The 24,418-nt window shown below is 63.9% G+C and carries 20 protein-coding genes, 1 tRNA gene and 1 pseudogene; 13 read left to right on the top strand and 9 right to left on the bottom strand.

Annotated elements, in window-relative coordinates; translation table 11 throughout:
* Positions 1 to 65: 65 nt before the first annotated feature.
* The 4 genes from glgB to CCK88_RS08855 all read right to left on the bottom strand — a co-directional run bounded on the left by glgB (position 66) and on the right by CCK88_RS08855 (position 8,160).
* Complete coding sequence (gene glgB, locus CCK88_RS08840) at positions 66 to 2,261, bottom strand: 1,4-alpha-glucan branching protein GlgB (RefSeq protein WP_086470078.1); 2,196 nt, start codon at positions 2,259 to 2,261, stop codon at positions 66 to 68.
* Between the two features lie 120 nt (positions 2,262 to 2,381).
* On the bottom strand, positions 2,382 to 4,853 hold the full coding sequence (locus CCK88_RS08845) for a glycogen/starch/alpha-glucan phosphorylase (RefSeq protein WP_086470079.1): 2,472 nt from the start codon (positions 4,851 to 4,853) through the stop codon (positions 2,382 to 2,384).
* A gap of 96 nt (positions 4,854 to 4,949) precedes the next feature.
* Positions 4,950 to 6,806, bottom strand: coding sequence for a monovalent cation:proton antiporter-2 (CPA2) family protein (locus tag CCK88_RS08850; protein ID WP_086470080.1), 1,857 nt, complete (start codon positions 6,804 to 6,806; stop codon positions 4,950 to 4,952).
* Between the two features lie 100 nt (positions 6,807 to 6,906).
* A complete protein-coding gene (locus tag CCK88_RS08855) occupies positions 6,907 to 8,160 on the bottom strand; it encodes an AI-2E family transporter (RefSeq protein ID WP_086470081.1) in 1,254 nt (417 codons plus the stop codon).
* Between the two features lie 163 nt (positions 8,161 to 8,323).
* Between CCK88_RS08855 and CCK88_RS08860 the strand changes: the two genes are divergently transcribed.
* On the top strand, positions 8,324 to 9,277 hold the full coding sequence (locus CCK88_RS08860) for a nucleoside hydrolase (RefSeq protein ID WP_086470082.1): 954 nt from the start codon (positions 8,324 to 8,326) through the stop codon (positions 9,275 to 9,277).
* 142 nt (positions 9,278 to 9,419) lie between these two features.
* Here CCK88_RS08860 and CCK88_RS08865 read toward each other — a convergent pair whose 3' ends face one another.
* Together CCK88_RS08865 and CCK88_RS08870 are read right to left on the bottom strand one after the other, a co-directional pair.
* A complete protein-coding gene (locus tag CCK88_RS08865) occupies positions 9,420 to 9,614 on the bottom strand; it encodes a hypothetical protein (RefSeq protein WP_086470083.1) in 195 nt (64 codons plus the stop codon).
* A gap of 52 nt (positions 9,615 to 9,666) precedes the next feature.
* Positions 9,667 to 11,244: an ABC-F family ATP-binding cassette domain-containing protein gene (locus CCK88_RS08870; protein WP_086470084.1), complete on the bottom strand. Its 1,578-nt coding sequence runs from the start codon at positions 11,242 to 11,244 to the stop codon at positions 9,667 to 9,669.
* A gap of 182 nt (positions 11,245 to 11,426) precedes the next feature.
* On the opposite strand from CCK88_RS08870, the gene CCK88_RS08875 reads away from it, so the two are divergent.
* The 3 genes from CCK88_RS08875 to CCK88_RS08885 all read left to right on the top strand — a co-directional run bounded on the left by CCK88_RS08875 (position 11,427) and on the right by CCK88_RS08885 (position 12,619).
* On the top strand, positions 11,427 to 12,038 hold the full coding sequence (locus CCK88_RS08875; protein ID WP_086470085.1) for a LysE family translocator: 612 nt from the start codon (positions 11,427 to 11,429) through the stop codon (positions 12,036 to 12,038).
* A 102-nt stretch (positions 12,039 to 12,140) separates the two neighbouring features.
* Complete coding sequence (locus tag CCK88_RS08880) at positions 12,141 to 12,326, top strand: hypothetical protein (protein WP_140048934.1); 186 nt, start codon at positions 12,141 to 12,143, stop codon at positions 12,324 to 12,326.
* 107 nt (positions 12,327 to 12,433) lie between these two features.
* On the top strand, positions 12,434 to 12,619 hold the full coding sequence (locus CCK88_RS08885; protein ID WP_140048935.1) for a hypothetical protein: 186 nt from the start codon (positions 12,434 to 12,436) through the stop codon (positions 12,617 to 12,619).
* Here the strand turns inward: CCK88_RS08885 and CCK88_RS08890 are convergent, their stop codons facing one another.
* Positions 12,620 to 13,141 carry a DUF2087 domain-containing protein gene (locus tag CCK88_RS08890; protein ID WP_086470088.1) on the bottom strand — a complete coding sequence of 174 codons (522 nt, stop codon included), beginning with the start codon at positions 13,139 to 13,141 and terminating at the stop codon, positions 12,620 to 12,622. It lies immediately after the preceding gene.
* Positions 13,142 to 13,660: 519 nt separating this feature from the next.
* On the opposite strand from CCK88_RS08890, the gene CCK88_RS08895 reads away from it, so the two are divergent.
* From CCK88_RS08895 to CCK88_RS08905, 3 genes and pseudogenes are all read left to right on the top strand, one after another.
* Positions 13,661 to 15,277: a winged helix-turn-helix domain-containing protein gene (locus tag CCK88_RS08895; protein ID WP_086470089.1), complete on the top strand. Its 1,617-nt coding sequence runs from the start codon at positions 13,661 to 13,663 to the stop codon at positions 15,275 to 15,277.
* A 10-nt stretch (positions 15,278 to 15,287) separates the two neighbouring features.
* Positions 15,288 to 15,548, top strand: a pseudogene (locus tag CCK88_RS08900) (transcriptional regulator, SarA/Rot family); the annotation flags it as partial.
* 81 nt (positions 15,549 to 15,629) lie between these two features.
* Entirely contained in the window at positions 15,630 to 16,835 is a 1,206-nt protein-coding gene (locus CCK88_RS08905) for an epoxide hydrolase family protein (RefSeq protein ID WP_086470090.1), read from the top strand.
* A 47-nt stretch (positions 16,836 to 16,882) separates the two neighbouring features.
* On the opposite strand, the gene CCK88_RS08910 is transcribed toward CCK88_RS08905, so the two are convergent.
* Both CCK88_RS08910 and CCK88_RS08915 read right to left on the bottom strand, forming a co-directional pair.
* A complete protein-coding gene (locus CCK88_RS08910) occupies positions 16,883 to 17,557 on the bottom strand; it encodes a helix-turn-helix domain-containing protein (protein ID WP_086470091.1) in 675 nt (224 codons plus the stop codon).
* Positions 17,558 to 17,674: 117 nt separating this feature from the next.
* Positions 17,675 to 17,750: transfer RNA gene (locus CCK88_RS08915), tRNA-Ile, on the bottom strand.
* A 178-nt stretch (positions 17,751 to 17,928) separates the two neighbouring features.
* Here CCK88_RS08915 and CCK88_RS08920 point away from each other — a divergent pair.
* The 6 genes from CCK88_RS08920 to phoU all read left to right on the top strand — a co-directional run bounded on the left by CCK88_RS08920 (position 17,929) and on the right by phoU (position 24,394).
* On the top strand, positions 17,929 to 18,684 hold the full coding sequence (locus CCK88_RS08920) for an IclR family transcriptional regulator (protein WP_086470092.1): 756 nt from the start codon (positions 17,929 to 17,931) through the stop codon (positions 18,682 to 18,684).
* Between the two features lie 307 nt (positions 18,685 to 18,991).
* Complete coding sequence (locus tag CCK88_RS08925; protein WP_086470093.1) at positions 18,992 to 20,011, top strand: PstS family phosphate ABC transporter substrate-binding protein; 1,020 nt, start codon at positions 18,992 to 18,994, stop codon at positions 20,009 to 20,011.
* A gap of 66 nt (positions 20,012 to 20,077) precedes the next feature.
* Entirely contained in the window at positions 20,078 to 21,457 is a 1,380-nt protein-coding gene (gene pstC / locus CCK88_RS08930; protein WP_086470094.1) for a phosphate ABC transporter permease subunit PstC, read from the top strand.
* Positions 21,454 to 22,809 carry a phosphate ABC transporter permease PstA gene (pstA, locus tag CCK88_RS08935; protein ID WP_086470095.1) on the top strand — a complete coding sequence of 452 codons (1,356 nt, stop codon included), beginning with the start codon at positions 21,454 to 21,456 and terminating at the stop codon, positions 22,807 to 22,809. Before pstC ends, pstA begins: the two co-directional genes overlap by 4 nt.
* Before the next feature lie 65 nt (positions 22,810 to 22,874).
* Positions 22,875 to 23,657 carry a phosphate ABC transporter ATP-binding protein PstB gene (gene pstB / locus CCK88_RS08940; RefSeq protein WP_244557509.1) on the top strand — a complete coding sequence of 261 codons (783 nt, stop codon included), beginning with the start codon at positions 22,875 to 22,877 and terminating at the stop codon, positions 23,655 to 23,657.
* A gap of 26 nt (positions 23,658 to 23,683) precedes the next feature.
* Entirely contained in the window at positions 23,684 to 24,394 is a 711-nt protein-coding gene (phoU, locus tag CCK88_RS08945) for a phosphate signaling complex protein PhoU (protein ID WP_086470097.1), read from the top strand.
* Positions 24,395 to 24,418: the final 24 nt, after the last annotated feature.

The raw sequence follows: 24,418 nt of genomic DNA on the forward strand, positions 1-24,418 counted from the left end.
GGTCTTGTACCCATTTGCCTGAACCCTGGAATGGTCGCCGGGTCAGGCCGCCCTATGCGCCGGCGTCAGTCCGGCTCGTATTTCAGAAACAGCGTCGCCAGCGGCGGCAGGAACACTTCCAGCTCCGCCGGCCAGTGCTGTCCTTCGACAGCCTTGGCCACAACGGCACCCTGGTTCCCTGTGTTCCCGCCGGCATACCAGCCGGCATCGGTATTGATACGCTCCACCCAGCGCCCGGTCTTTGGCACGGGCACCTTGTAGCCGCTGCGCGGCACGGGCGTGAAATTGGAGATCACCAGCACCGGGTCGGCGTCCGGCGCCTTGCGCACCCAGGCCAGCACCGAATTGTTGTGATCGTTGCCGATCACCCATTCGAAGCCCTCCGGTTCGCAGTCTCGGGCATGCAATGCCGGCAGGCTGCGATAGGCCGCATTGAGGTCCGAAATCAGCCGGCGCATGCCTTCGTGCGGCGGCGAATCGAGCAGCCACCAGTCCAGTGACCGGCTCTCGCTCCACTCTTCGCGCTGTGCGAATTCCTGGCCCATGAACAGCAGCTTCTTGCCCGGATGCCCCCACATGAAGGCGAGATAAGCCCGCAGGTTGGCGAACTGCTGCCAGTCGTCGCCGGGCATCTTGTTGAGCAGCGATCCCTTGCCATGCACCACTTCGTCATGGCTGAGCGGCAGCACGAAATTCTCCGAGAACGCATAGACCATGCCGAAGGTCATGTCGTTGTGGTGGTAGCGGCGATGTATCGGCGCGCGGCTCATGAAGCGCAGCGTGTCGTTCATGAAGCCCATGTTCCACTTGAAGCCGAACCCCAGGCCACCGGCATAGGTGGGCGCACTGACCCCGGGCCACGACGTGGATTCTTCGGCGATCATGAAGGCGCCCGGAAACTGCCGGTAAACCTCGGCATTCACGCGCTGCAGGAAGGCCACGGCCTCGAGGTTCTGGTTGCCCCCGTGCTTGTTGGGCACCCACTCGCCGGGCTGCCGCGAATAGTCGAGATAGAGCATGGATGCCACTGCATCGACGCGCAGGCCATCGATATGGAATTGCTCGAACCAGAATAGCGCGTTGTTCGTCAGGAAGGCCGAAACCTCCTTGCGCCCGAAATTGTAGATCGCCGTATTCCAGTCGGGATGGAAGCCCTGGCGCGGGTCCTCGTGCTCGTAGAGCGCAGTCCCATCGAAATGGCTGAGCCCGAATTCGTCGGTCGGAAAGTGCGCCGGCACCCAGTCGAGGATCACGCCCAGCCCGGCCTCGTGCGCCGCATTGACCAGCCGCGCGAACCCGGCCGGGTCACCGAAACGCGACGTCGGCGCGAAAAGGCCCGTCGGCTGATAGCCCCAGCTCGGGTCGAACGGGTGTTCCGAAACGGGCAGGAATTCGAGATGCGTATATCCCATGTCCGCGGCATAGGGCACCAGCTGCTCGGCCAACTGGTCGTAGCTCATGAATGAGCCGTCCGGCCGGCGGCGCCAACTGCCCAGATGCACCTCGTAGATGGACATCGGCGTCCGCCGCCAGTCGCGGCGTGCGCGCTCGTCCATGTACTTGTCGTCGGTCCAGGTGAATGGCGTCGGGTCCGGGACCACCGACGCGTTGCGCGGACGCACTTCGGCCTGGCGCGCATAGGGGTCGGCCTTCAGCGGCAGCACCTGCCCGTTCGGCCCCACGATTTCGTACTTGTAGATCGTGCCTGTGCCGAGCACCGGGATGAACACTTCCCAGATGCCCTGCCGGTTGCGCATCGGATGGCGGCGTCCATCCCATTCGTTCCAGGGTCCGACCACCGAAACGCGCTGCGCATTGGGGGCCCACACCGCGAAATGCGTACCGTGGATGCCCTCGAACTCCATTTCATGGGCGCCCATCTTCTCGAACAGCCGCAGATGGCTGCCTTCGCCGATGTAATAGTCGTCCATGGGCCCCAGCACCGGCCCGAACGAATACGGGTCGAACACGGTCCAGCTGCCGCCTGCATTCTTAGCGTCGTAGCGCACCGGCTGGCGCGATTTGATATCGACCTTGGCTTCGAAGAACCCGGCCGAGTGGCGCGGAATCATGTGCCCTAGCGGCGTGCCGTCGAGCGTATAGGCGTTGAGCGTCTCGGCATGGGGCACGAAGGCGCGCAGCACCCAGTCCCCGTCGACCTCGTGCAGCCCGAGGAACGCAAAGGCATTGCTGTGGCGGCCGGCCACGATGGCTTCGATTTCCCGCCCGTCGGCCTGCCACTTTTCTTTGGTAACGCTCACGCCCGCACTCCCCCGGTCGGCCCGCACGTCATGCAGGCCCAGATACTCACTACGCGCCAACCCGTTATTCGTTGCGGGTCCTCACCAGCGCGCATCGACATCGACGTCTCGGCCGCTCCCTCAGCCCGTCGGCACCCCCCAGATTTCCTCCGCATATTGGCGGATCGTACGGTCCGATGAGAAGAAACCGACGCTCGCGGTGTTGCGGATGGCCATGGCCGTCCACTTCTTCTTGTCGCGCCAGATATCGTCGACCCTCGCCTGCGCTGCGGCATAGGCGTCGAAGTCCCGGGCGACCATGAACCAGTCATGGTCGTAGAGACCGCCGATCAGGTCGCGATAGCGGTGCGGATCGTCGGGCGAGAATACGCCCGAGGAGATGCTGTCCAGCGCCTCGCGCAAGCGCGGCGAGGCATCGATGGCCGAACGCGGAACTTCCGACCGGGCTCGCTTGTCTTCGACCTGCTCGGTGGTGAGCCCGAAGATGACGATATTGTCCGCGCCCACTTCCGTGTGCATTTCCACATTGGCGCCGTCCATCGTGCCGATGGTGATGGCGCCATTGGCCATGAACTTCATGTTGCCGGTGCCCGAGGCTTCCATGCCGGCCGTCGATATCTGCTCCGAAAGATCAGCCGCCGGCACGATGACCTCGGCAAGGCTGACATTGTAATTGGGCAGGAACACCACTTTCAGCAGGCCCCGTACCGCCGGATCGTTGTTGATCACACGCGCCACGTCATTGATCAGCTTGATGATCAGCTTGGCGTTCCAATAGCTCGGGGCCGCCTTGCCGGCGAAGATTTTCACGCGTGGCACCCACTCCCGTTCGGGATGCGCGCGGATTTCGTCATAAAGCGCCACGGCGTGGATGATGTTGAGCAACTGCCGCTTGTATTCGTGGATGCGCTTGATCTGCACGTCGAACAGCGCATCCGGCGACACGGCGATATTGAGCCGGTCCTTGATCAGTTTGGCCAGGCGCTTCTTGTTGTTGAGCTTCACCTCGGCGAACTGCTTCTGGAAGCCCGGATCCTCGGCATGCGGCATCAGCTGGTGCAGCTTGTCGATATTGTCGAGGAATTCCGGTCCGATCCGCTCACTCACCAGCTTGGTGAGGCTGGGATTGCACTGCATCAGCCAGCGCCGCGGCGTGATGCCGTTGGTCTTGTTGTTGATCCGCTCGGGATAGAGCTTGTGCAGGTCCGCAAACACCGTCTGCTTCATCAGCTCGGTATGCAGCGCGGACACGCCATTGATCGAATGCGAGCCGACAAAGGCCAGTTGCCCCATGCGGACGCGGCGGCCACCATGTTCGTCGATCAGCGAGACCGCAGCCGCCTGCTGGTCGGTGAAACCGGCCTTGCTGCGCGCCTCCACCAGCACGTCGGCATTGATCTGGTAGATGATCTGCATGTGCCGCGGCAGCAGCCGCTCGAACAACGCCACAGGCCAGCTTTCCAACGCCTCTGGCAGCAGCGTGTGATTGGTATAGCCGAACGTCGCCCGGCTCAGTCTCCACGCGTCGGCCCACTTGATGCCGTTGTCGTCGACGAGGATGCGCATCAGTTCCGCGATCGAGATCGCCGGGTGCGTGTCGTTGAGCTGGATCGCGACCTTGTCGGGCAGCGTACCCAGATCGCCATACTGCTGCAGATGCCGCCGCACGATGTCCTGCAGCGAGGCCGACGAAAAGAAGAATTCCTGCCGCAGGCGCAGTTCCTGGCCAGCAGCGGTCGAATCTGCCGGATACAGCACGCGCGTGATCGCTTCGGCCTTGGCGCTTTCCTCGAGCGCGCCGATATGGTCGCCAGAATTGAACTTGTCGAGCAGGATCGGATCGATCGGCTGCGCGCTCCAGAGCCGCAGCGTATTAACGCGCGCGCCGCGCCACCCCACGATCGGCGTATCATAAGCCACCGCCAGGAGATGCTCGTTCGGCCGCCATTCCTGCCGCACTTCGCCATCCGGGTCCGTGACCGGCTCGACATGCCCGCCGAACCCGACCTCGTAGGCGCTTTCGCGCCGCTCGAATTCCCATGGATTGCCGTGCGTCAGCCAGTCCTCGGGCAGTTCCACCTGCCAGCCTTCGCTCATTTCCTGCCGGAACAGCCCGTGCACATAGCGAATGCCATAGCCATAGGCCGGGATTTTCACCGACGACATGGACTCGAGGAAGCACGCCGCCAACCGCCCCAGGCCGCCATTGCCCAGCGCCGCGTCCGGTTCGAGATTGATCAGTTCGCCCAGGTCGACATTGAGGTTCTTGAGGGCCTCGGCCACCGGCTCCATCAGGCCCACATTGCTCATCGCGTCGCGCATGAGCCGGCCGATCAGGAATTCGAGGCTGAGATAATAGACGCGCTTGTTGGAGGTCCGCCACGTCTCGCGTGAACTTTCCATCCAGCGGTCCATCACCCGGTCGCGAACCGCCAGGATCGTCGCCCGCAGCCAGTCATGCGGCCGCGCGACGATCGGGTCCTTGCCGACCGAATAGATCAGGTTTTCAAGGATCTCCGCCTGAAGCGCCTCAACCGTCGTGGCGCGGGGTTCGGGCGTGGGAGCATCGTAGACGATCGGCTTTTGCGGCATTTCGCAATCCAGTATTCATGACGATATTCCCCTCAGAACAGGCCCACTCTTGCACTTAATTTGTGCATCGAAAAGCCCCCGCGCCCTCCTTATTGTCTAGCCCGGCTGCGGCTGCTGCGCAGATTGGCGCGCCGCGGCCTCCGCATCGTCTTCGTCTACGGTGACCCCGCCTTCGCGCGCCTGATCGCGCGCATTGCTGATCAAGAGGTTCCGCCCGACGCGCCAATCCTCGCCGTTGAGCTGCAACTCGAAGCGCTCCCTGTCGCGGTCGCGCACACCCTCGATCACATCGGCGATCTGCTGCTCGTCCGCGCCCATCTGCCGGATGGCTTCGCCGCCAAAGGTGATGGCGCTGTCGAACAGCTCGCGCCGCTGGAAATCGACTCCCGCCCGCACCAGTTCGATCGCGTGCACGCGGTCGAAGGCGCGTGCCATGACCCGTGCCAGCGGAAATTCGTCGCGCAGCAGCTCCACCACGCGTGTCGTCTGCACCTTGTCATTGGTGCACACGAGGATCAGGTCGGCCGCGCCGGCCCCTGCGGCGCGCAGGATGTCAAGACGCGTGCCGTCGCCGTAATAGACCTTGAACCCGATCTGCGCCGCGGCCCGGATCATTTCGGTATCATTGTCGATGATCGACACCGAATATTTGAGCGCCAGCAGTGGCTGGCTGGCGATCTGCCCGAAACGCCCGAAGCCGATGATCAGCACGCGGTTGGAAAGGCCGTTGACCTCTTCGACGCCATCCATCGATTGCACGTGCTTGGGCATCAGGTAGCGCATGCCGATCATGGCGAAGGGCGTCAGCACCATCGAGACGATGACCGTCGCGGTGAAGATCGCATTGGTCGGCCCATCGATGAGCCCGCTCGAAGCGGCGGTCGTATAGAGCACGAAGGCGAATTCGCCGCCCTGCCCCATCAACACCGCGCGCTCCAGCGCTTCGCCGTGGCTCGATTTGAGTAGCCGGGCGATGACGTAGATCGCGCTTGCCTTGACCAGCATGTAGGCCACCACGCTCAGCGCGATGATCTGCCAGTTCTCGCCCACCACATCGAGGTCGAGCGACATCCCCACGGCCAGAAAGAACAGCCCCAGCAGCAGTCCGCGGAACGGCTCCACGTCCGCCTCGAGCTGATGCTTGAAGGTCGATGTCGAGAGCAGCACGCCCGCAAGGAATGCCCCCATCGCCATGGACAGCCCGCTCACCTGGAACAGCAGCGCCGCGCCGAGCACCACCAGCAGCGCCGCCGCCGTCATCACTTCGCGCACCTTGGCCTGCGCCAGTATCGCGAAGAACGGATTCATGATCCGACGCCCGAGGAAGATGAGCAGCAGGATCGCACCCAGCGCCACGCCCAGCGAAACCAGTCGGGTCAGGATGCTGACATCGTCGCTCGAGGGCGCCAAGAGCGCGACCACGGCCAGCAGCGGCACGATGGCCAGGTCTTCGAGCAACAGGATGGACACCATCTTCTGCCCGCCATCCGTCGCCAGCTCCCCCCGTTCGCTGAGAATCTGCATGACGATGGCCGTCGACGTCAGCACGAAGCCCATGCCGAAGACGAAGGCGACCACGGGTGCAAACCCCAGGATCACCCCGCCCCCCGTCAACAATGCGCCACACGTGCCCACCTGCAACATGCCCAACCCGAAAATCTGCTTGCGCAGGGCCCAGAGCCGGCTCGGCTCCATTTCGAGGCCGATGATGAAGAGAAACAGCACCACGCCCATTTCGGCGGTCGCCAGCACGGACGCAGGATCGGAAATCAGCCCGAAGCCCGATGGCCCCAGCAACAGTCCCGCTGCGAGGTAACCGAGCACGGCGCCGAGGCCCACGCGCTTGAAGATCGGGACAGCGAGTGCACCCGCTGCCAGAAGCGCCACCACCGGCACCAGATCCACGCCGTGATGCGCCGCTTCCGCCGCATGCGCTACAACTTCGCCCGCCATTTTGCCGTGAATCCCATGTCGCTATGGCGCGACACTGGTGTTCCGCCGTTCCGCCGTCAAGGCAGTTCGCTGCATGGTTCCTATGGGAAAGATAATGCGCTCAGCCAGCCGGCTCTACGCCGGTCGGTGCGGTCCCGGCGGGCGGCTCGTCGCGCTCCGCTTTGCGCTTGTCGTTTTCTTCTTCCTCGCGACGCTGTTCCTTGATGACCTGCGCCGCATTGGCCAGCACCAGTTCACGCTCGGTCATCCGCGCCGTGCGTCGCACCGGGCGCTTGGGCGCCACTGGCTTGCTCGGCAATGCATGGGAAATGACGGATTGCGCAATCAGCAGCGTCGGCACGGCCACGAGGCCGCCGACGGGACCCCAGGCCCAGATCCAGAACGTGATGGAAAGAAAGATGACGAATGGGTTGAGCGTCAGCGTGCGGCCGATGAAATGCGGCGTGAAGATCTGACCTTCGACGAAATTGATGCTGGCGTAGCACGCCACCGGCAACAGGATCTGCACAAGCTCGGTCTGCGTGCCCAGACCCACGGCCAGAAGCACCGTGATCATGATCGCCTGGCCTACATAGGGGATATAGTTGAGCACCGCCGCCATCGCGCCCCACAGGATCGGCGACGGCATCCCGATGATCCACATCGCGATGGTGACCGCGGTCCCCACGCAGAGGTTGATCATCGTCACCGACAGGAGGAACCGGCTGACCTTGGTTTCGACGTCGCGGAACACGTGCGCCGTCCGCCACCGCATCCGGCGCGTTACGCACATGGACAGGACAGACATGCGGATATGGTCGCGCGTCGCCACGAAGAAATAGAGGCTGGCCAGGAAGATCGCGACCTGCGCCAGAATCGCCGGCGCCAGCATGGCTACGCCGGTCACCGCGCTGCCGTCTTCAACCTGGACCGACATCGCTGTATCCGACCCGAAGATCGAGCCGACCTGCTTCTGGAATTCCCCGATCGATTCCAGCGGTTCGCGCAGGTTCGCGACCTGCGCCTGAAGCTTTTCCCATATCAGCGGTGCTCGCGCCACCCATTCGCTGAGCGGCACGGCGAACAGCGTCGCAAATCCGAAAATCACCGACAAAAGAAGAATGACGACGACGCCCGCCGAAAGCGCTGGCGGCACGCCCCAGGCCTCCACCCGGTCGGCCACCGGCCCGAACATCAGGCCGATGACGATGGCCAGCGTCACGGGCGCCAGGAACACCTGCCCGGCCTGCAGCACGGTGAGCAGCACCGCAAATCCGATACCCACCACCGCCAGACGCGCGACATTGTTGAGGATGCGCTCGAACTGGCTCTCCTCGAAGCTCTCAGGCGTTGGCTTGGCGTAGGGTAAACGCATCGAAAATTCCGGGGTCTGGGGCACCTCTCAAACGTGGAGCGAACCGCATTCGTTCCGCCTTTCCCACAGTGCCGCCCATGTTGTGCTCAACCTCCCCGTCGACCCCATGAAACCGCTTCGCTAAGATCGCCGCCAAACCCTTCCCGAGTCGACGGAATTTCCCATGTCAGCCAAGGCACCCCGCAAGATCATCATTGATACCGACCCCGGCCAGGACGATGCCGTAGCCATCCTTCTGGCGCTCGCCTCGCCCGAAGAGCTTGACGTGCTCGGCATCGTCGCCGTCGCGGGCAATGTCGGTCTGCACCACAACGCCACCAATGCCCGGAAAATCGTCGAACTGTCTGGCCGCACCAACATCCCGGTCTATGCCGGCTGCTCGCGTCCCATGCGTCGCCACCTCGTGACCGCGGAGCACGTGCATGGCGACACCGGCCTCAACGGCCCCGACTTGCCCGATCCGACCATTCCCCTCAAGGATCAGCACGGCGTCGACTACATCATCGAAACGCTGATGAATGCCGAGCCCAGGACCATCACCCTCTGCACCCTCGGACCGCTGACCAATATTGGCATGGCCCTCATCAAGGAGCCGCGGATCGCCGATCGCATCCAGGAAATCGTCATGATGGGCGGCGCCTATTTCGAGGTGGGCAACATCACGCCGGCGGCCGAGTTCAACATTTATGTCGACCCCGAGGCTGCCGATGTCGTCATGCGCTGTGGTGCACCCATCACCATCCAGTCGCTCGATGTCACCCATGCCGTCCAGTCCACCCCGGCCCGCCTCGACGCCATCCGCGCGCTGGGCAACAAGTCCGGCGAGGCTGTCCATGCCATGCTGACCTTCTCGGAAACCTTCGACCTCAAGAAATACGGCTGGGAGGGCGCGCCTCTCCACGATCCCACCGTCATCGCCTACCTGCTGCAGCCCGATCTCTTCGAAGGCCGTCACTGCAACGTCACCATCGAGACGGCGAGCGAACTGACCGTGGGCATGACCGTCTGCGACTATTGGCACGTCACCGGCCGCGCCTACAACGCCACCTGGATGCGCTCCGTAAACGCCGACGGCTTCTACACCCTCCTCAACGACCGCCTCGCGCGCCTGCCTTGAGGTCCGAGGCCTCCCCCACCACCGCACCGCCCTCGGGCTCGACCCGAGGGCCACTCACCGCCGACGCAACCGCACCCACGATCGTCACCACCGGGCCTGTCCCCGTGGTCCATCCATCAGCGTGCGGACGCGACCGCCGCCCCTACCCGTTCATGAAGTAGAACGCCGTCCCGCCAACGACGATGAAGATCAGGATGGCCACGACCAGCCTGATCATTCCGTTCGGCCCCATCGTTCCGAGCACTGCCCGTTCCGCCGGACCGCTGCCTTGGTCGTCAAGGCTCGGTCGCTTTGCAGGATCGTCGAACTCGGTATTTGGCTTTTTTGAAGTGGACATGGCTCTACCCGCCTTTCGAGCGGGCAACGGTGCGCCGGCCAACAAGTTGCCCTCACCCCAGTCCCACTTCCCGCGTCACGCCCACATTCTCCAGAAACGCCCGGTCGTGGCTGATCACCAGCAGCGCCCCGTCGAACGCCCTGAGCCCGGCTTCCACCACCTCAACCGCCTCGATGTCGAGATGATTGGTCGGCTCGTCCAGCACCACCAGCATGGGCGGCTTTGCACCGCCCAGCACGCAGGCCAGCCCCGCCCGCAGCATCTCGCCACCGCTCAGCGTGCCCACCGTCTGCAGCGCCGCATCGTTGCGGAACTTGAACGCGGCCAGCACCGACCGGCAATCGTTGACCGTGCTGTCGGGATTGAGTCGCCGGAAATTGTCGACAATGCTTTCCCGCCGGTCGAGCAGACCCACCTGCTGGTCAAGCAGCACCATGGGTCCACCGATCTGCACGCTCCCGGACACCGGCGCGATCTCACCCGTCAGCAGCTTCAGCAGCGTCGTCTTGCCGACCCCGTTGGGCCCGGTAATGGCCACGCGTTCCGGCCCGATCATGTCCATCGAGAAATCAGTGATGATCGGCCGCTCCGGATCGTAGCCGCCACTCAGGTCCTGCGCCCGCAAGACCACCTTGCCCGCCGGCAGGCCGCTCGGTTTCAGCTTCACGGCGAAGGGCGTCAGGACCTCGATCCTGGTCCGGGCTTCCGCAGCCTGCATCTGGGCGGCATCAGTCTGCTTCTCGGCCAGCCGGTCGAGGCCACCCGCCGTCGCTTCTGCGCGCCTTTTCATCCCGCCGAGAAGGATTTTGGGCATGTCGCCCTTGGCCGCCTTCCGCCTCCCGCCGGCATCGCGCTTGTCCTGCCGCTCGCGTGCCTCCTGCGCGGCCTTCGCCGCGTCGCGCACCTGCCGCTCGGCTACATTGAGATCGTGTTGCGCCGACGCCAGTTCCAGCGCCTTGCGCTCCCTGTAGTGGCTCCAGTTGCCGCCATAGGTCGTGGCGCCCAGCCCCGTGAGTTCGACGATTGCATCCATGATCTCGAGCAGCTCGCGATCGTGGCTGATGACGATTGCCGCGCCGCGCCAGTCCGCCAGCATCTGCGCCACCGCGGCGCGTCCGTCGGTGTCGAGATTGTTGGTGGGCTCGTCGAGAAGGATCAGGTCCGGCGCGTCGAACACCAGGGCAGCGAGGGCCGCCCGCGTGCGCTGCCCTCCGGAAAGGGTCGAGAGCCGCGCGTCGGGCCGGACGTCGAGACCCAGGATCTGGAGCGCCGTTTCGAGCCGCGCCTCCAGCGTCCAGTCGGCTTCTGCCAACGTATCGGCATCGGCCTGGCCCGCCACGGCCTGTTCGAGCAGGGCCAGTGCGTGCCGCGCACCGAAGAGATCGGCCACCGTTTCGTCAGGGCCGGGCTGCACCTGCTGCCGCAGCCCGCCGAGGCGCCCCGCGACGCTGATCGTGCCTGTCGCAGGCGTCAGATCGCCGGTGATGAGGCGCAACAGTGTCGTCTTGCCCACCCCATTGCGGCCGACAAGCCCGGTGCGTCCGCTGCCGAAACTCAGGTCGAGATTGGAGAAAAGGGTCTGGCCGTCAGGGCCGGAATAGGAAAGTCGCGAAAGCGTTACGGAAGGCATGGTTCAAAGCGTCCTCAGGGGCAAGGCAGGTGGGCATTGCTGTGAGGATGCGTTCCATTGGGAACCGTCCGGTCGGGTTGCGATGCACAAAGGATAGTCCTCCGCGCGCCCACGTCAACCTCCCGCTGGCAAATCGCCGCGCCCGGGCGTAGTGTCCGCCCGCTCAGCGTCAGAGAACTGCCATGGACCTCTTCACCCTTTCCGCCTTTACCATCGCCTATGCCATCGCCGTGCTCGTGCCCGGCCCCGGCGTCGCCGCCGTCGTCGCGCGCGCCCTGGGTGGCGGTTTCAAAGGCGCCTTCCCCATGGTTCTGGGCATCTTGGCCGGCGATCTCGTCTACTTCTTCTTCGCCGTCTTCGGTCTTGCGGCCATTGCCACGCTCTTCGGCCCGGTCTTCACCATCGTGCGCTGGGCCGGCGCTGCCTATTTGCTTTACATCGCGTGGAAGTTCTGGACCGCCCGTCCCGGCGCCGAGCAGATGAAGCCCAAGAGCGAATCGCCCTGGAAGACCTTCGCGGCCGGCTTCTCCCTCACCATGGGAAATCCCAAGACCATCGTCTTCTATCTGGCCATCCTGCCCACCGTGGTCCCCCTCGCCGACATCACGCTCCTCGCCCTCGTCGAGCTGACCTTTATCGTCGTCGTCGTGCTGCTCATCATCGGTTGCGGTTATGCCTGGCTGGCATCGGCGGCACGCGAAATGTTCCGTAGCGAAAAAGCGCTGGGTCGCCTTAACAAGACCGCTGGCGCCATGATGGCGGGGGCAGCCGGTCTGGTCGTGCTTCAGCACTGAGGGCAAGTGTTAGCAGTCTGCTAACCAGTTCACCCTTACTTAACCATAATCCGCCACTTTCGGTGGATGGCTTACGGCTCCAGCAAGATAAATCGCTACAATATGCACCAGCTACCGCCCTACGAGCGGATGCAGTATCAGCGTGAGCGCCGGGCCATGGCCGCTGAAACGGCCCAGAAACAGGCCAATATGGCCAATAGCTTTGCCAATATTCAGTCAAGCAACGTCGTCGAGACCGGCAACATCGTCTCGAAGATCGCCATGAGCCGCATGTCCAAGATTGCGTAATCGCGACAATCCAACGCGATCACCTGGCCGTGAGATTCATGTTTGCTTAACGTGCTGATGCGCCAACTGTCGGCATGGCAATTTCAGGCAAGATCACGCGATTCAACATGCACCAGCTCCCGCCCTATGAGCGGATGCAGCAGATGCGTGCCCGCCGTGCCGAAGCGGCCGCGATGGTTCAGAAAAGCGCCAGTCTCGCTGGCAGTTTCGCGGCGATCCAGCAGAACCAGTCGCAGGCCACCGGCGATCTCATTTCCAAGATCGCCATGCAGCGCATCTATAAAAAGGCCTGACTATTCAGCCACTTGCGTGATCCGCTTCAGCAAGGCTGAAAGTTCAGCCGGCGGTTTCTGTTCGATCCGGCGGTATGTCCGTCCGTCGGGCGTCCGCGTGACATAGCCCATATCCACCATCGCCCGCCGCAGCAGCGCATGGTCGCCAAAACTCGCCCATGCATTGAGAAGATCGGTATTGTCGCGGTCCGAATAGTCATGCCCCGGCTCCATTCGCGCCCAAAGCGCCCACAGGCACAGCGGCTGCAGACTGTTCTTGGCCGGCCAGCGCAGCAGCACCCCGTCGGCATCGAAATGCCGTCCCACCTTTTCAACCAGGATCAGGTCGATGGCCTCGGCCTTCGGCGCATTTTCCGTCGCGGCCTTCAGGTGCTGGTAGTTTCTGAAGCCGGCCGACCGCGCCAGCATGTTCAGCATTTCGACATGGCTCGGCGGGGTGTCGCGCGTCGTGATCTCGGCGCGCAAGGTCTTCGCGAAAGCGGACAGGTCGGCAATGGTCAGGGAAAGGGTTTGTCTCGACATGGCTCATCCTCGAGCGGTGCCCTAGCCGCCCGGGGGACGGTGTCGATGGTCGCCGGCTTGCGACGGGCACCATGGAGGGTGCGTGTCGAAAACATTGGGATCGGGCAGGTTTAGCTTCCCTGTGCGGGACGGCGACGCCTTGGTGAACTGCAGACCGTGCCAAGACCTAGCGCACGGTTGGGCCGGAATCAATCGCCGTCATCCACACTCACAAGCGTCGCAGTCTCTGCCGCGCTGGTCTTTGAGGAGGCTGAGACATGAGGGACCGATCGACATGAACATGAGGTTCCTGCGACTATCCCGATCGAGGATCGGAATGCCCCGTGCCGCAGGCAGGCGTTCCCGGCGCGATGCGGTCCCCCACATCCCTGCGTCGCTTTTGACCCGGTCCGGCGCACATGTCCTGATGCGACGGCGAAGAAATTCTGAAATTTTTCTGAAATCTGCATTTAGCCCTTCGTCCGCCTGGGGCTGGGCACTATTGGCTAGGTCTAGGGTAGGATCGGGATACTGGCCGCAATGGGGATCCGGTTTCAGGGCTTCGTTATCGATGTGGAGCGCGCGGAGGTGCGCGCGCCCGACGGCATGCCCGTGCGGCTTCGCCCCAAGGCGTTCGAACTGCTGACCCTGTTCGCAGCGAACAGCGGACGCGTCGTCACCAAGCAGGAGATCATGTCTGCCGTCTGGCCGGGCATCCATGTCAGCGACGACAGTTTGTTCCAGTGCGTCAAGGAATTGCGCACGGCATTGGGCGACGGCAGGCGGGAGCTGATCAGGGCCGTATCGGGGCGTGGCTACCTTTTCAGTGCCACCGTGGAGAGCGACGTCTCCGCTTCGCCAAAGCCTGTCGCCGACGCCTCGCGGACGTCAACGCGACCTGAGGTCAAGCCGCGGCTTGCCTTGGTCTTCGCGGCGGTGGCTGTGCTGACGGTCCTGGGCGGGCTTGCCATCTCCATGCTGACTGGCTCGCCGCAGCATCACACCGTAACGGTCAGCCCCATCGCCACCACCGGCAATGATGCGGCTAACGTCGCGCACGCGTCGGCCATGAGCGAGATGCTGGTGGAAGGTCTGGCGTCAATCGCGGGACTGTCCGTCGCGGTGCCCACCGGGCAGTCGCCCGCGGGCGGTCTCGCCATCGTCAGCGAATTGTCCAATTCGCCGGACACCTGGATTTTGAAAGCGCGCCTCCTTGATCGCGGAACCGGCCAGGTTCATGCCATCGCAACCAGCGAAGTGCCCTCGTCCTCTGCGCCCGCCCTGCTCCATGCTCGTCTCGTTGCCGGCGTCGGTGACCAACTGGCGCGCAGCATCAATGGCCTCCTCCAAAACCGCTCCCGCCAGCGTCCCATTTCCAACTTCGGCAAAGTGGCCATCGAACAGGCCGCAGCGTCGATCAATCAGACGTCCCGGGAGCGTTTTGGCGTTGCGGAAGGGCTGCTCGAGAATGCGCTGGGCGCCGAACCGGACATGCCCGAACTCCAGGTTGCCCTCGCCTCGCTGCAACTGCGCGGCGTCCAGATGCTCTGGTATCCGGCAGAACAGCGCCCCGAAATTGAGCAACGTGCGCGCATGCTGCTCGAAAGTGCCCTCGCCGCCAATCCCAACTCCATCCCTGCACTCGAAGCGCAATGCCGCCTTCTGAGCACGCTTACCGATTTCGCCGAAAGCCTCGTGGCCTGCAGCCAGGTTCTGAGCTTTGACCCGTGGAACGGGTCGGCACTTTATCTGGTAGGTCTGGGTCAGCTCTATCTGGGGCGTTTCGACGACGCGCTGGCGACGTTCCTCCTCGCCGATAGATACGACACACCCGCCATTTCGCGCTGGACCTGGCGTCTCGGTGCCGGCTGGGCCAATCTTCTCCTCGATCGTCCAGACCAGGCCCTGCCCTGGATAGAGCAATCCATCGCCATCACACCGGCGTCCGGCCGCTCGCATATGTTGCTCGCCGCGACCTATGTCCGTCTCGGTCGCCTGCAGGAGGCCGCCGACGCACTGGCCCGCGCCATGGAACTGCGCCCCGCCTCCACCGTCGGAAACATCTTTCCGACAAGCGAGACCATGAGCCCCATCATGCTGGCGGCAAGCGACCGCATCATCGCCGACCTCGTCCGTCTGGGCCTGCCCCGGGATTAGGGAAAACCCGAGCACCCTCACCCCGCTCCTCAAGCGGCTTGAAACCGCCGGCCTCCTGCGCCGCACGCGCAATCCGGAGAACGAGCGCCAGGTCATCATCGGACTGACCGACAAGGGCAAGGCGCTGAGGCTCCAGGGAGGGTGCCTCGCCGATGCCCTTCTCGACAGCACGGGTGAGACGGCCGCCGAACTGGCGCGGGTCAACGCCGATATCCGCCGCATCCGCGACCGCATCTACGACCGTCTGGATGGTTGGACGGCGCCCATCTGACCGCATCTTTGCGTATTTTTACAATCTCGGCGCAAGCCCGCGGCTTAGCCTCATTCCATCGACGCCAGATGGAGATGAGAGATGAACCGCCGCACCTTTACCCAGTCGCTGTTCGCCTCAGCCCTGCTTGGTGGCATCGGAAAATCCGCGCTCGCAGAGGAGACCACAGCCATGAGCACGCCCAGCCCGTTCACCATTGCCATATCAGACGCCCAGCTTGCCGACCTCAAGGATCGGCTCGAGCGCACCCGCTGGCCCGATGAGCCCGCCGATGCCGGCTGGGCCCTGGGCACCAATCTCGACTACATGCGGAGCCTCACCCGTTACTGGATCGACGAATACGACTGGCGACAGGCCGAGCAGCGGCTCAATGCGCTGGGCAATTTCAAGGTCGAACTCGACGGCGTGGAGCTCCACTTCGTCCACCGCCGCTCGACCAATCCCGATGCCGTCCCGCTGCTGCTTCTTCACGGCTGGCCGGATTCGTTTTTCCGCTATCACCGCGTCATCGACGAACTGTCCCGCGACTTTCACGTCGTCGTCCCGTCCATCCCCGGCACCGGCTTTTCCGGCCGCACGGCCCTGCCCATGGACCAGGTCGCAGACCTCTTCGCCCGTCTCATGAGCGAAACGCTCGGTTACGGCCGCTTCATTGCCGCCGGCGGCGATGGCGGCTCCATCATTTCCATGTCGCTGGCCCAGCGTCACCCCGACCGTCTGCTCGGCTATCACGTCACCGATGTCGGCTACCCAGACCAGAACACCGATTTTGCTGCACTGACCCCGCCCGAACAGGCCTATGCCGGCGCCATCCAGCAATGGTTCTTCGCCCACGGCGCCTTCAACCTCATCCATGCCACCAAGCCGCAGAGCCTGGCCTTCGCCATGCACGATTCGCCCGTCGGCCTCGCCGCCTGGATCATGAGCTTCATGGCCGGCATGGGCCTCGGCCAGGATGCCGACCTCCGTTTCGGTCGCGACGAGCTCATCACCAACATCATGATCTACTGGCTCACCGAAACCGCCGCGTCCTCGTTCCGCATCTACAGCCAGAACATGATGCAGCCGCCCACCATCACCGGGATCAACTCTGCAGTACCGGTCGCCGTGGCCACCGAAGTGCCGATTCCCGGGGGCGTCCGGCTCCCGCGCGAGTGGGCGGAACGGCAGACGGGCGGCAACGTCGTCCAGTTTACCGACATGGAAAAGGCCGGTCACTTCGCGGCTTGGGAAGACCCTGACGTCTTCATCGGCGATATCCGTGCCTTCGCCGCGCGCCTGCGCTGAAACTTGGACTCTGACAGTCTCGGGGCCGGCATCGTCAGCGCCGGTCCCTAAATCTTGTGCACCAGCTCCAGGTCCGACGGCAGGTGCCCCATGATGGTCTTGATCGATTTGATCATATGCGGCTGGTCGGTATAGCCCAGGTCGACCGCGACCGCGGCCGGCGCTTCGCCGGCCTTGATGCGCCGCACCGCCTCCTGGGCACGCCGGATCATCTGGAAATCCTTCTGTGTAATCCCCGTCGTCCGCCTGAAATGCTGCTGCACCGAGCGTTTCGAGGCCGCTTTGGGCCGGTCGGAAAACGCCTTGGCGACGAGGTCATCGGACTTGAGCAGCCCGGCCGCGATCATCCGGTCGACCAGACCCTCGGCATCCGCGAAGGCAGGCAGTGGCAATCTCACCCCATCGAGTTCGAACTGGTCGTCCTCGACCGGCAGCATCCGGATCGCGGCCCCGGTCCGCACCGCGCTCTCGGTCGCCAGATACACATGAGCGGCAAACGAGATCACCACCGAATGCTCGCCCGCGAGATAAGGCACATCCACCGGCTCGGTCGCCTGCCCGGTGAGAAAGACGATCGGGTCACCCTCCGGCGAGACGCTGAGCAACAGGTCCCAGGACCCATCAGGCGTCGCGCGATAGATGCCGTCGGCGAGGCATACTGTCTGCCAGACCGTATCGATCCACGGATGCGGCGAAGCCCGCCCGGTATGCTTCTGGCTCATGCCATCTCCCGCCAGCCAAGCGCAGGTTGGCAGAGACTACTCCTCTCGGAACCGTCATGAAAGGCACCGCGGAAACGCAACCGGCGGCCCCCGATCGCTCGGAAACCGCCGGACTTCTGGTGGGCCCACCAGGACTCGAACCTGGAACCAGACCGTTATGAGCGGTCGGCTCTAACCATTGAGCTATAGGCCCGTGCCCGCCTCATAGCAGGGTCGCGGCGGCTGTCAAAGATACATCGCGCAGATGCCCACACACGCAACGAGACGCCGCTCCCGCGTCCCGCCTGCGCCGCGCTCGTTGCCTCGCCCTACCCATCCGCCGAACCAAAGGCTATCCTGTGCGCCATACGCCCCGAAGTCGGACAGCGCCCATGCGAGTCGGAGACATCATTCACGGACTGATGCGCGGCCTTGCCGTCATCGAGTGTTTCGACGAGGAACATGCGCGCATGTCGATCACTGATGTTGCCCAGCGCACCGGCCTCGAGCGCGCCACGGCCCGCCGCTGTCTCCTCACCCTCGCCCATCTCGGTTACGCCACCTACGACGGCAAGTTCTTTCAGCTGACCCCCCGTGTGCTCAATCTGGGCCATTCCTACCTCGCCGCCACCCCGCTGCCCCGCCTGATCCAGCCCTTTCTCGAAGAACTGTCTCATGCCACCAGCGAGAGCACGTCGGCGGCCGTGCTCGAAGGTCCGGATATTCTCTATGTCGCCCGCGCCTCGACGCGCCGGGTCATGTCCATCAACCTTGGCGCCGGCGCGCGCCTGCCCGCCTATTGCACCTCGATGGGCCGCACGCTCCTGGCTGCCCTGCCGCCGCACGAGGCGCAAGCCATCCTCGATCGCTCCGACATCGTCGCCTATACCGAGCGCACCAAGGCGGACATGGCCACCATCACCACCGAGCTCGCCGTTGTTGCCGCCCAGGGCTTTGCCGTCATCGATCAGGAACTGGAGCTCGGGCTCTGCTCCATCGCCGTGCCGCTCTACAATGCCCTCGGCCAGGTGGTGGCAGCCATCAACATCGGTGCCCAGACCGCCCGCGCCCCCACCTCGCGGATGATAGCCCATTTCCTGCCCCTGATGCGCAAGGTGCAGGCCGAGGTGCGTCCCCTGCTGCGCTGATGGGAGCCGTCAGCAAACCGTCGCATCCTGCCGATACGGTGTCCACCTTCGGATGCATTTGCGCAGCAGCATTGCATTGACGCTCTGTCACAAAGGCTCTGCCCTGACGTCGCAAACAGCGTCACAAAATCCCGTCATCCGACGACTTATTCGCGACATATCCCAATATTTACAATCGCTTGACCTGTCACAAACCAGTCATGTGACTGCAATAAAACTGTCGCCAGGCGCTCCTATGGTCTGCCGCGTCTGAGGGCCGCCCCTGAATGGTTGGCCACCCGCAAATGAATTCCGGAAGGGACTTTCCATGAAGACCGCACTCTACGCCAGTGCCGCCGTTATCGCTCTCGCAGCCTTCGGCACCACCTCCGCCTTCGCCCAGTCGCGCGACACCATCCAGATCGCCGGTTCCTCGACCGTTCTGCCCTTCGCCTCGATCGTCGCCGAAGAGTTTGGCGCCACCTTCCCCGAGTTCAAAACCCCGGTCGTGGGTTCGGGCGGCACCGGCGGCGGCTTCCGTCAGTTCTGTGAGGGCGTTGGCGACAACACCATCGATATCGCCAATGCATCGCGTCCGATGCGCGACAGCGAACGTGAAGCGTGCACCGCTGCCGGCGTCACCGACATCCGCGAAGTCCAGTTCGGCTTCGACGGCATCGTCTTCGCCTCGTCCGCGTCGGGTGCCGATTTCGCCCTGACCCCGGTCCAGGTGTTCAAGGCCATCGCTGCCAAGGTTCCGGTCGATGGCGAACTCGTCGACAACCCCTACACCTCCTGGGATCAGATCGACCCGTCCCTGCCGGCCCAGCCGATCGCCCTGGCCATCCCGGGCTCCAACCACGGCACCCGTGAAGTCTTCCAGGAAAAGGTCGTGACCCCCGGTGCCGAAGCCGCCGAGCTTCCCGAAGGACTGTCGGAAGAAGAAGTCGAAGCCGTCGAAACCACCTTCCGTCAGGACGTCGTGGTGGAAATCGCCGGCGACTACACCGAGACCCTTGCGCGTCTGACCGCTGATCCGAACACCGTTGGCGTCTTTGGCCTGTCCTTCTACGACCAGAACAAGGACACCCTGAAGGTTGCGACTGTGGATGGCGTCACCCCGTCGCTCGACACCGTTGCCTCGGGTGAGTATCCGGTTTCCCGCCCGCTGTTCTTCTACGTGAAGGGTCAGCACATCGGCGTGATCCCGGGCCTTGCCGAGTTCACCGAATACTTCCTGTCGGAAGGCGTTTCGGGCACCGGCGGCATCCTGGAATCCGCTGGCCTGATCCCGCAGCCGGCCGACAAGACCGCTGAAGTGCTTGCCGCCTTCCAGGCCGGCCAGTAATCGAAAAACAGGCGGGCCGCAGTTTCTGCGGCCCGCTTCCCTTGAAGGCCAATGGGGACCTGACCCGTGAACACCCTGATCGTTGCCGGACTGCTCCTGGTACTCCTTGGCATCGCCTACCAGCTGGGCTGGTCCAGGAGCCGCTCCCTTGTCACGCCCCAGGGCGTGCGCGTCCATTCCCGCGCCCAGTATCACGGCACTCTCGTCGTGCTCTGGACTCTCATCCCGGCCCTGCTGATCCTCGGCATCTGGGCTTTCTTTTCGCCCGGCGTCCTCCACTGGTACACTGTCTCGCAGATCCCAGCGGATGTGCTGACGACGCTCGACCAGATCGGTCTCAACCAGCAGATGCAGCGCATCCGCGACCTGGCCTCAGGCTTCGGCGTCGCCGGCGAACTGCAGCCTTTCGAGCAGGCCGCTGGCGAAAATGTCGCCCGCTTCCAGCTCCTGTCCTTTCTGATCATGATAGCGGCTGCCGCGGGCCTCGGCGTCCTGGGCCTGCTGTTTGCCCGCCGCCGCATCACCGCCCGCCTGCGTGCCCGCAACGAGGTTGAGCGCGCCGTTTCCTGGCTGCTCCTCGCCTGTTCTGCCGTTGCCATCCTCACCACGGTCGGCATCGTCGCCTCGCTGGTCACCGAAGCCTTCCGCTTCTTCACCTACATCAACCCCATCGACTTCTACTTCGGCACCGTTTGGGCACCGAAATTCTCGTCGACAGGTGGCGGCGACGCCGGCCAGTACGGCATCCTGCCGCTTCTCACTGGTACGCTGATGATTTCGGCCATCGCCATGCTGGTGGCCGTGCCCGTCGGCCTCATGGCCGCGATCTACCTCAACCAGTATGCCCACCGCTCGGTGCGCAAGATCGTCAAGCCGATCATCGAAATCCTCGCCGGCATCCCGACCATCGTCTACGGCTTCTTTGCCCTTGTGACCGTCGGCCCGTTCCTGCGTGACTTCGGCGCGTCCATCGGCCTTGGCATCAGCGCCACCAGCGCGCTGACCGCCGGCATTGTCATGGGCGTGATGATCATCCCGTTCATCTCTTCGCTCTCCGACGACATCCTCAACCAGGTACCGCGCACCCTGCGTGACGGCGCCTACGGCCTGGGCGCCACCCAGTCAGAGACCATCCGCAACGTCCTGATCCCGGCGGCCCTGCCCGGCATTGTCGGCGCCTTCCTGCTCGCCGTCAGCCGCGCCATCGGCGAAACCATGATCGTGGTTCTTGCTGCCGGCAATGCACCGATCCTGCGCGGCAACCCGCTCGAACCGGTCTCCACCATCACTGTCTCCATCGTCAATCAGCTTACCGGCGATACCGACTTCACCGGACCGCAGTCCCTGGTCGCCTTCGCCCTCGGCCTTACGCTCTTCATCATGACGCTGTGCCTCAACATCGTCGCCCTCTACATCGTCCGCCGCTTCCGGGAGCAGTACGAATGACCGATACGACCATCGACGCGGCAGCCGAACGGCGCCTGCGCGTCCGCAACGGACTGGCACGCCGGCACCTCAACGAACGCCTGTTCCGCATCTTCGGCATTATCGCCATCGTCCTCGCACTCGGCTTCGTGGCCCTGCTGTTCACGGACGTGCTGCGCAAGGGCATCCCCGCCTTCACCCAGTCCAACATCCGCCTCGAAGTCTCGTTCGATCCGGAAGTGCTCAAGGTCGATCCGGCGCCCGAACGGGCCGCAGGTCAGTCCGATGCCGATTTCCGTGCGGCGCGTCTCGCCTGGGAACGTCAGGTGGCGATGCTGAACTGGAACACGGTCGTCGAGCAGGCCCTGCGCGCCGCAGCGCCTGCCGGGTTCGAAATCGACAGCCGCCAGATCCTCACCGTCACCGAAACCGACGCCCGTCACCGCGTCCGCGAGCTCTTCGTCCGCGACCCGAGCCTTCTGGGCCGCACGGCCACCGTTGAGCTTCTGGCGTCCGCCAACGCCGACAACTGGGTCAAGGGCAACATCAACCGCGAGCTGGGCGATACCCAGCAGCAGCTCTCCGCCCCGGCTCGTGCTCTGATCGATACCTTCGAGGCCAACGGCACCATCACCCAGGGCTTCGCCTGGTCGCTGTTCACCAACGTGGACAGCCGCTCGGCTCCCGCCGCGGCCGGCCTCCTCGGCGCCCTCATGGGCTCGCTCTGGATGATGCTGATCGTCGTCGTCCTGGCCGTCCCGATCGGCGTCGGCAGCGCCATCTACCTCGAGGAGTTCGCGCCCAAGTCGCGTCTGACCGATCTCATCGAGGTCAACATCAACAATCTCGCCGCCGTGCCGTCCATCGTCTTCGGCCTTCTGGGCGCGGCCGTGTTCATCAACTGGTTCCGGCTGCCGCTCTCGGCGCCGCTGGCCGGTGGTCTGGTCCTGACCCTCATGACCTTGCCCACCATCATCATTGCCACCCGCGCCGCTCTCAAGGGCGTCTCTCCGGCCCTGCGTCAGGCGGCCCTGGGCATGGGTGCATCCAAGACGCAGATGGTGTTCCACCACGTGCTGCCGGTCACCTTCCCCTCGATTCTCACCGCCACCATCATCGGCGTGGCGCAGGCCTTGGGCGAAACCGCACCGCTGCTGCTCATCGGCATGAATGCCTTCGTCGCCGCCGTGCCAGCCACCCCGGTCGATCAGGCAACCGCCCTGCCCGTCCAGATCTACCTCTGGCAGGCCAATGAAAACCGCAACTTCTTCGAGCCACGCACATCTGCTGCTATCATGGTGCTGCTGGCCTTCATGATTACGCTCAACGCCGTCGCCATCTTCCTGCGGTCGCGTCTTGAGAAGCGTGCTTAAGGAGACATCAAATGGACGTTCTTGCCGGCAAGGTTAAAGTGACCTCCAAGACTCTGGACCAGACCATGAACCCCGCCGAAATGATGGACCATCCGATCCGCCTCACCGCCCGTGACGTCACCGTTCACTACGGCGCCAAGCAGGCCCTGCACGGCATCTCGATCGACATCCCCGATCGCGCCGTCACCGCCTTCATCGGGCCCTCGGGCTGCGGCAAGTCGACGTTCCTGCGCTGCATCAATCGCATGAACGACACCATCGAAGGCGCCAAGGTCGGCGGCAAGATCGCGCTCGACGGCCAGGACATCTACGCCAACGACCTCGACGTGGTCGAACTGCGCGCCCGGGTCGGCATGGTCTTCCAGAAGCCCAATCCCTTCCCCAAGTCCATCTACGACAACGTCGCCTATGGCCCGCGCATCCACGGCCTCGCCCGCAACAAGGCCGATCTCGACGAGATCGTGATTTCCTCGCTGCGCAAGGCCGGTCTGTTCGAGGAAGTGAAGGATCGCCTCAGCGAACCCGGCACCGGCCTCTCGGGCGGCCAGCAGCAGCGTCTTTGCATTGCTCGCGCCATCGCCGTCGGCCCTGAAGTCATCCTCATGGACGAGCCCTGCTCGGCCCTCGATCCGATCGCCACCGCCATCATCGAGGAACTGATCGACGAGCTGCGCGAAAACTACACCATCGTCATCGTGACCCACTCCATGCAGCAGGCCGCCCGCGTCTCGCAGAAGACCGCGTTCTTCCACCTGGGCAACCTCATCGAGCAGGGCGACACCGAGGACATCTTCACCAATCCGGTGAACAAGCAGACCCAGGACTACATCATGGGCCGCATCGGCTGATCGCCGGGCGACGGAGGACCATTACCATGCCCAATACCGGCACCGACCACATCGTCACGTCGTACAACGAAGAACTCGCCGCCCTTGCCCAGGCCATCGCCGAAATGGGCGGTCAGGTCGAAGTCGCCATCGAGAACGGCACCCGTGCACTCCTCCGGCTCGATCGCGAGCTGGCCGACGTGACCATCATCGCCGACCAGCGCATCGACGACATGCAGCGCCAGATCGATGAGATGGCCGTCTCCATGATCGCCCGTCGCCAGCCCATGGCCAGCGATCTGCGCGCCATCATCACCGCCATCCACGTCGCCAACGATCTCGAACGCATTGGCGACATGGCCAAGCAGCTTGCCCGCCGCTCATTGAAGCTCGAGGGCATCAACCTGCAGCCGACCTTCTACAACGGCGTCAAGAACATGACAGCCCTGGTCTCGCGTCAGGTCAAGGACGCACTCGACGCCTATGCCAACCGCGAAGCGGCCGCTTCGGTCGAGGTCTGCAACCGCGATGACGAGGTCGATGCCATGCACACCTCGCTGTTCCGCGAACTCCTGACCTACATGCTCGAAGATCCGCGCAACATCACCACCTGCACGCATCTCCTGTTCTGCGCCAAGAACCTCGAGCGCATCGGTGACCACGCCACCAATATCGCCGAACGCGCCTATTATCTGGCCACCGGCAAGCAGCTGACGAGCGACGTCCAGCAGCTGCAGCGCCAGCAGATCAAGGCGTGATTGCCTTGCCTCTCCCCCTGGGGA

This window comes from Devosia lucknowensis, assembly GCF_900177655.1.
Lineage (GTDB): Bacteria > Pseudomonadota > Alphaproteobacteria > Rhizobiales > Devosiaceae > Devosia > Devosia lucknowensis.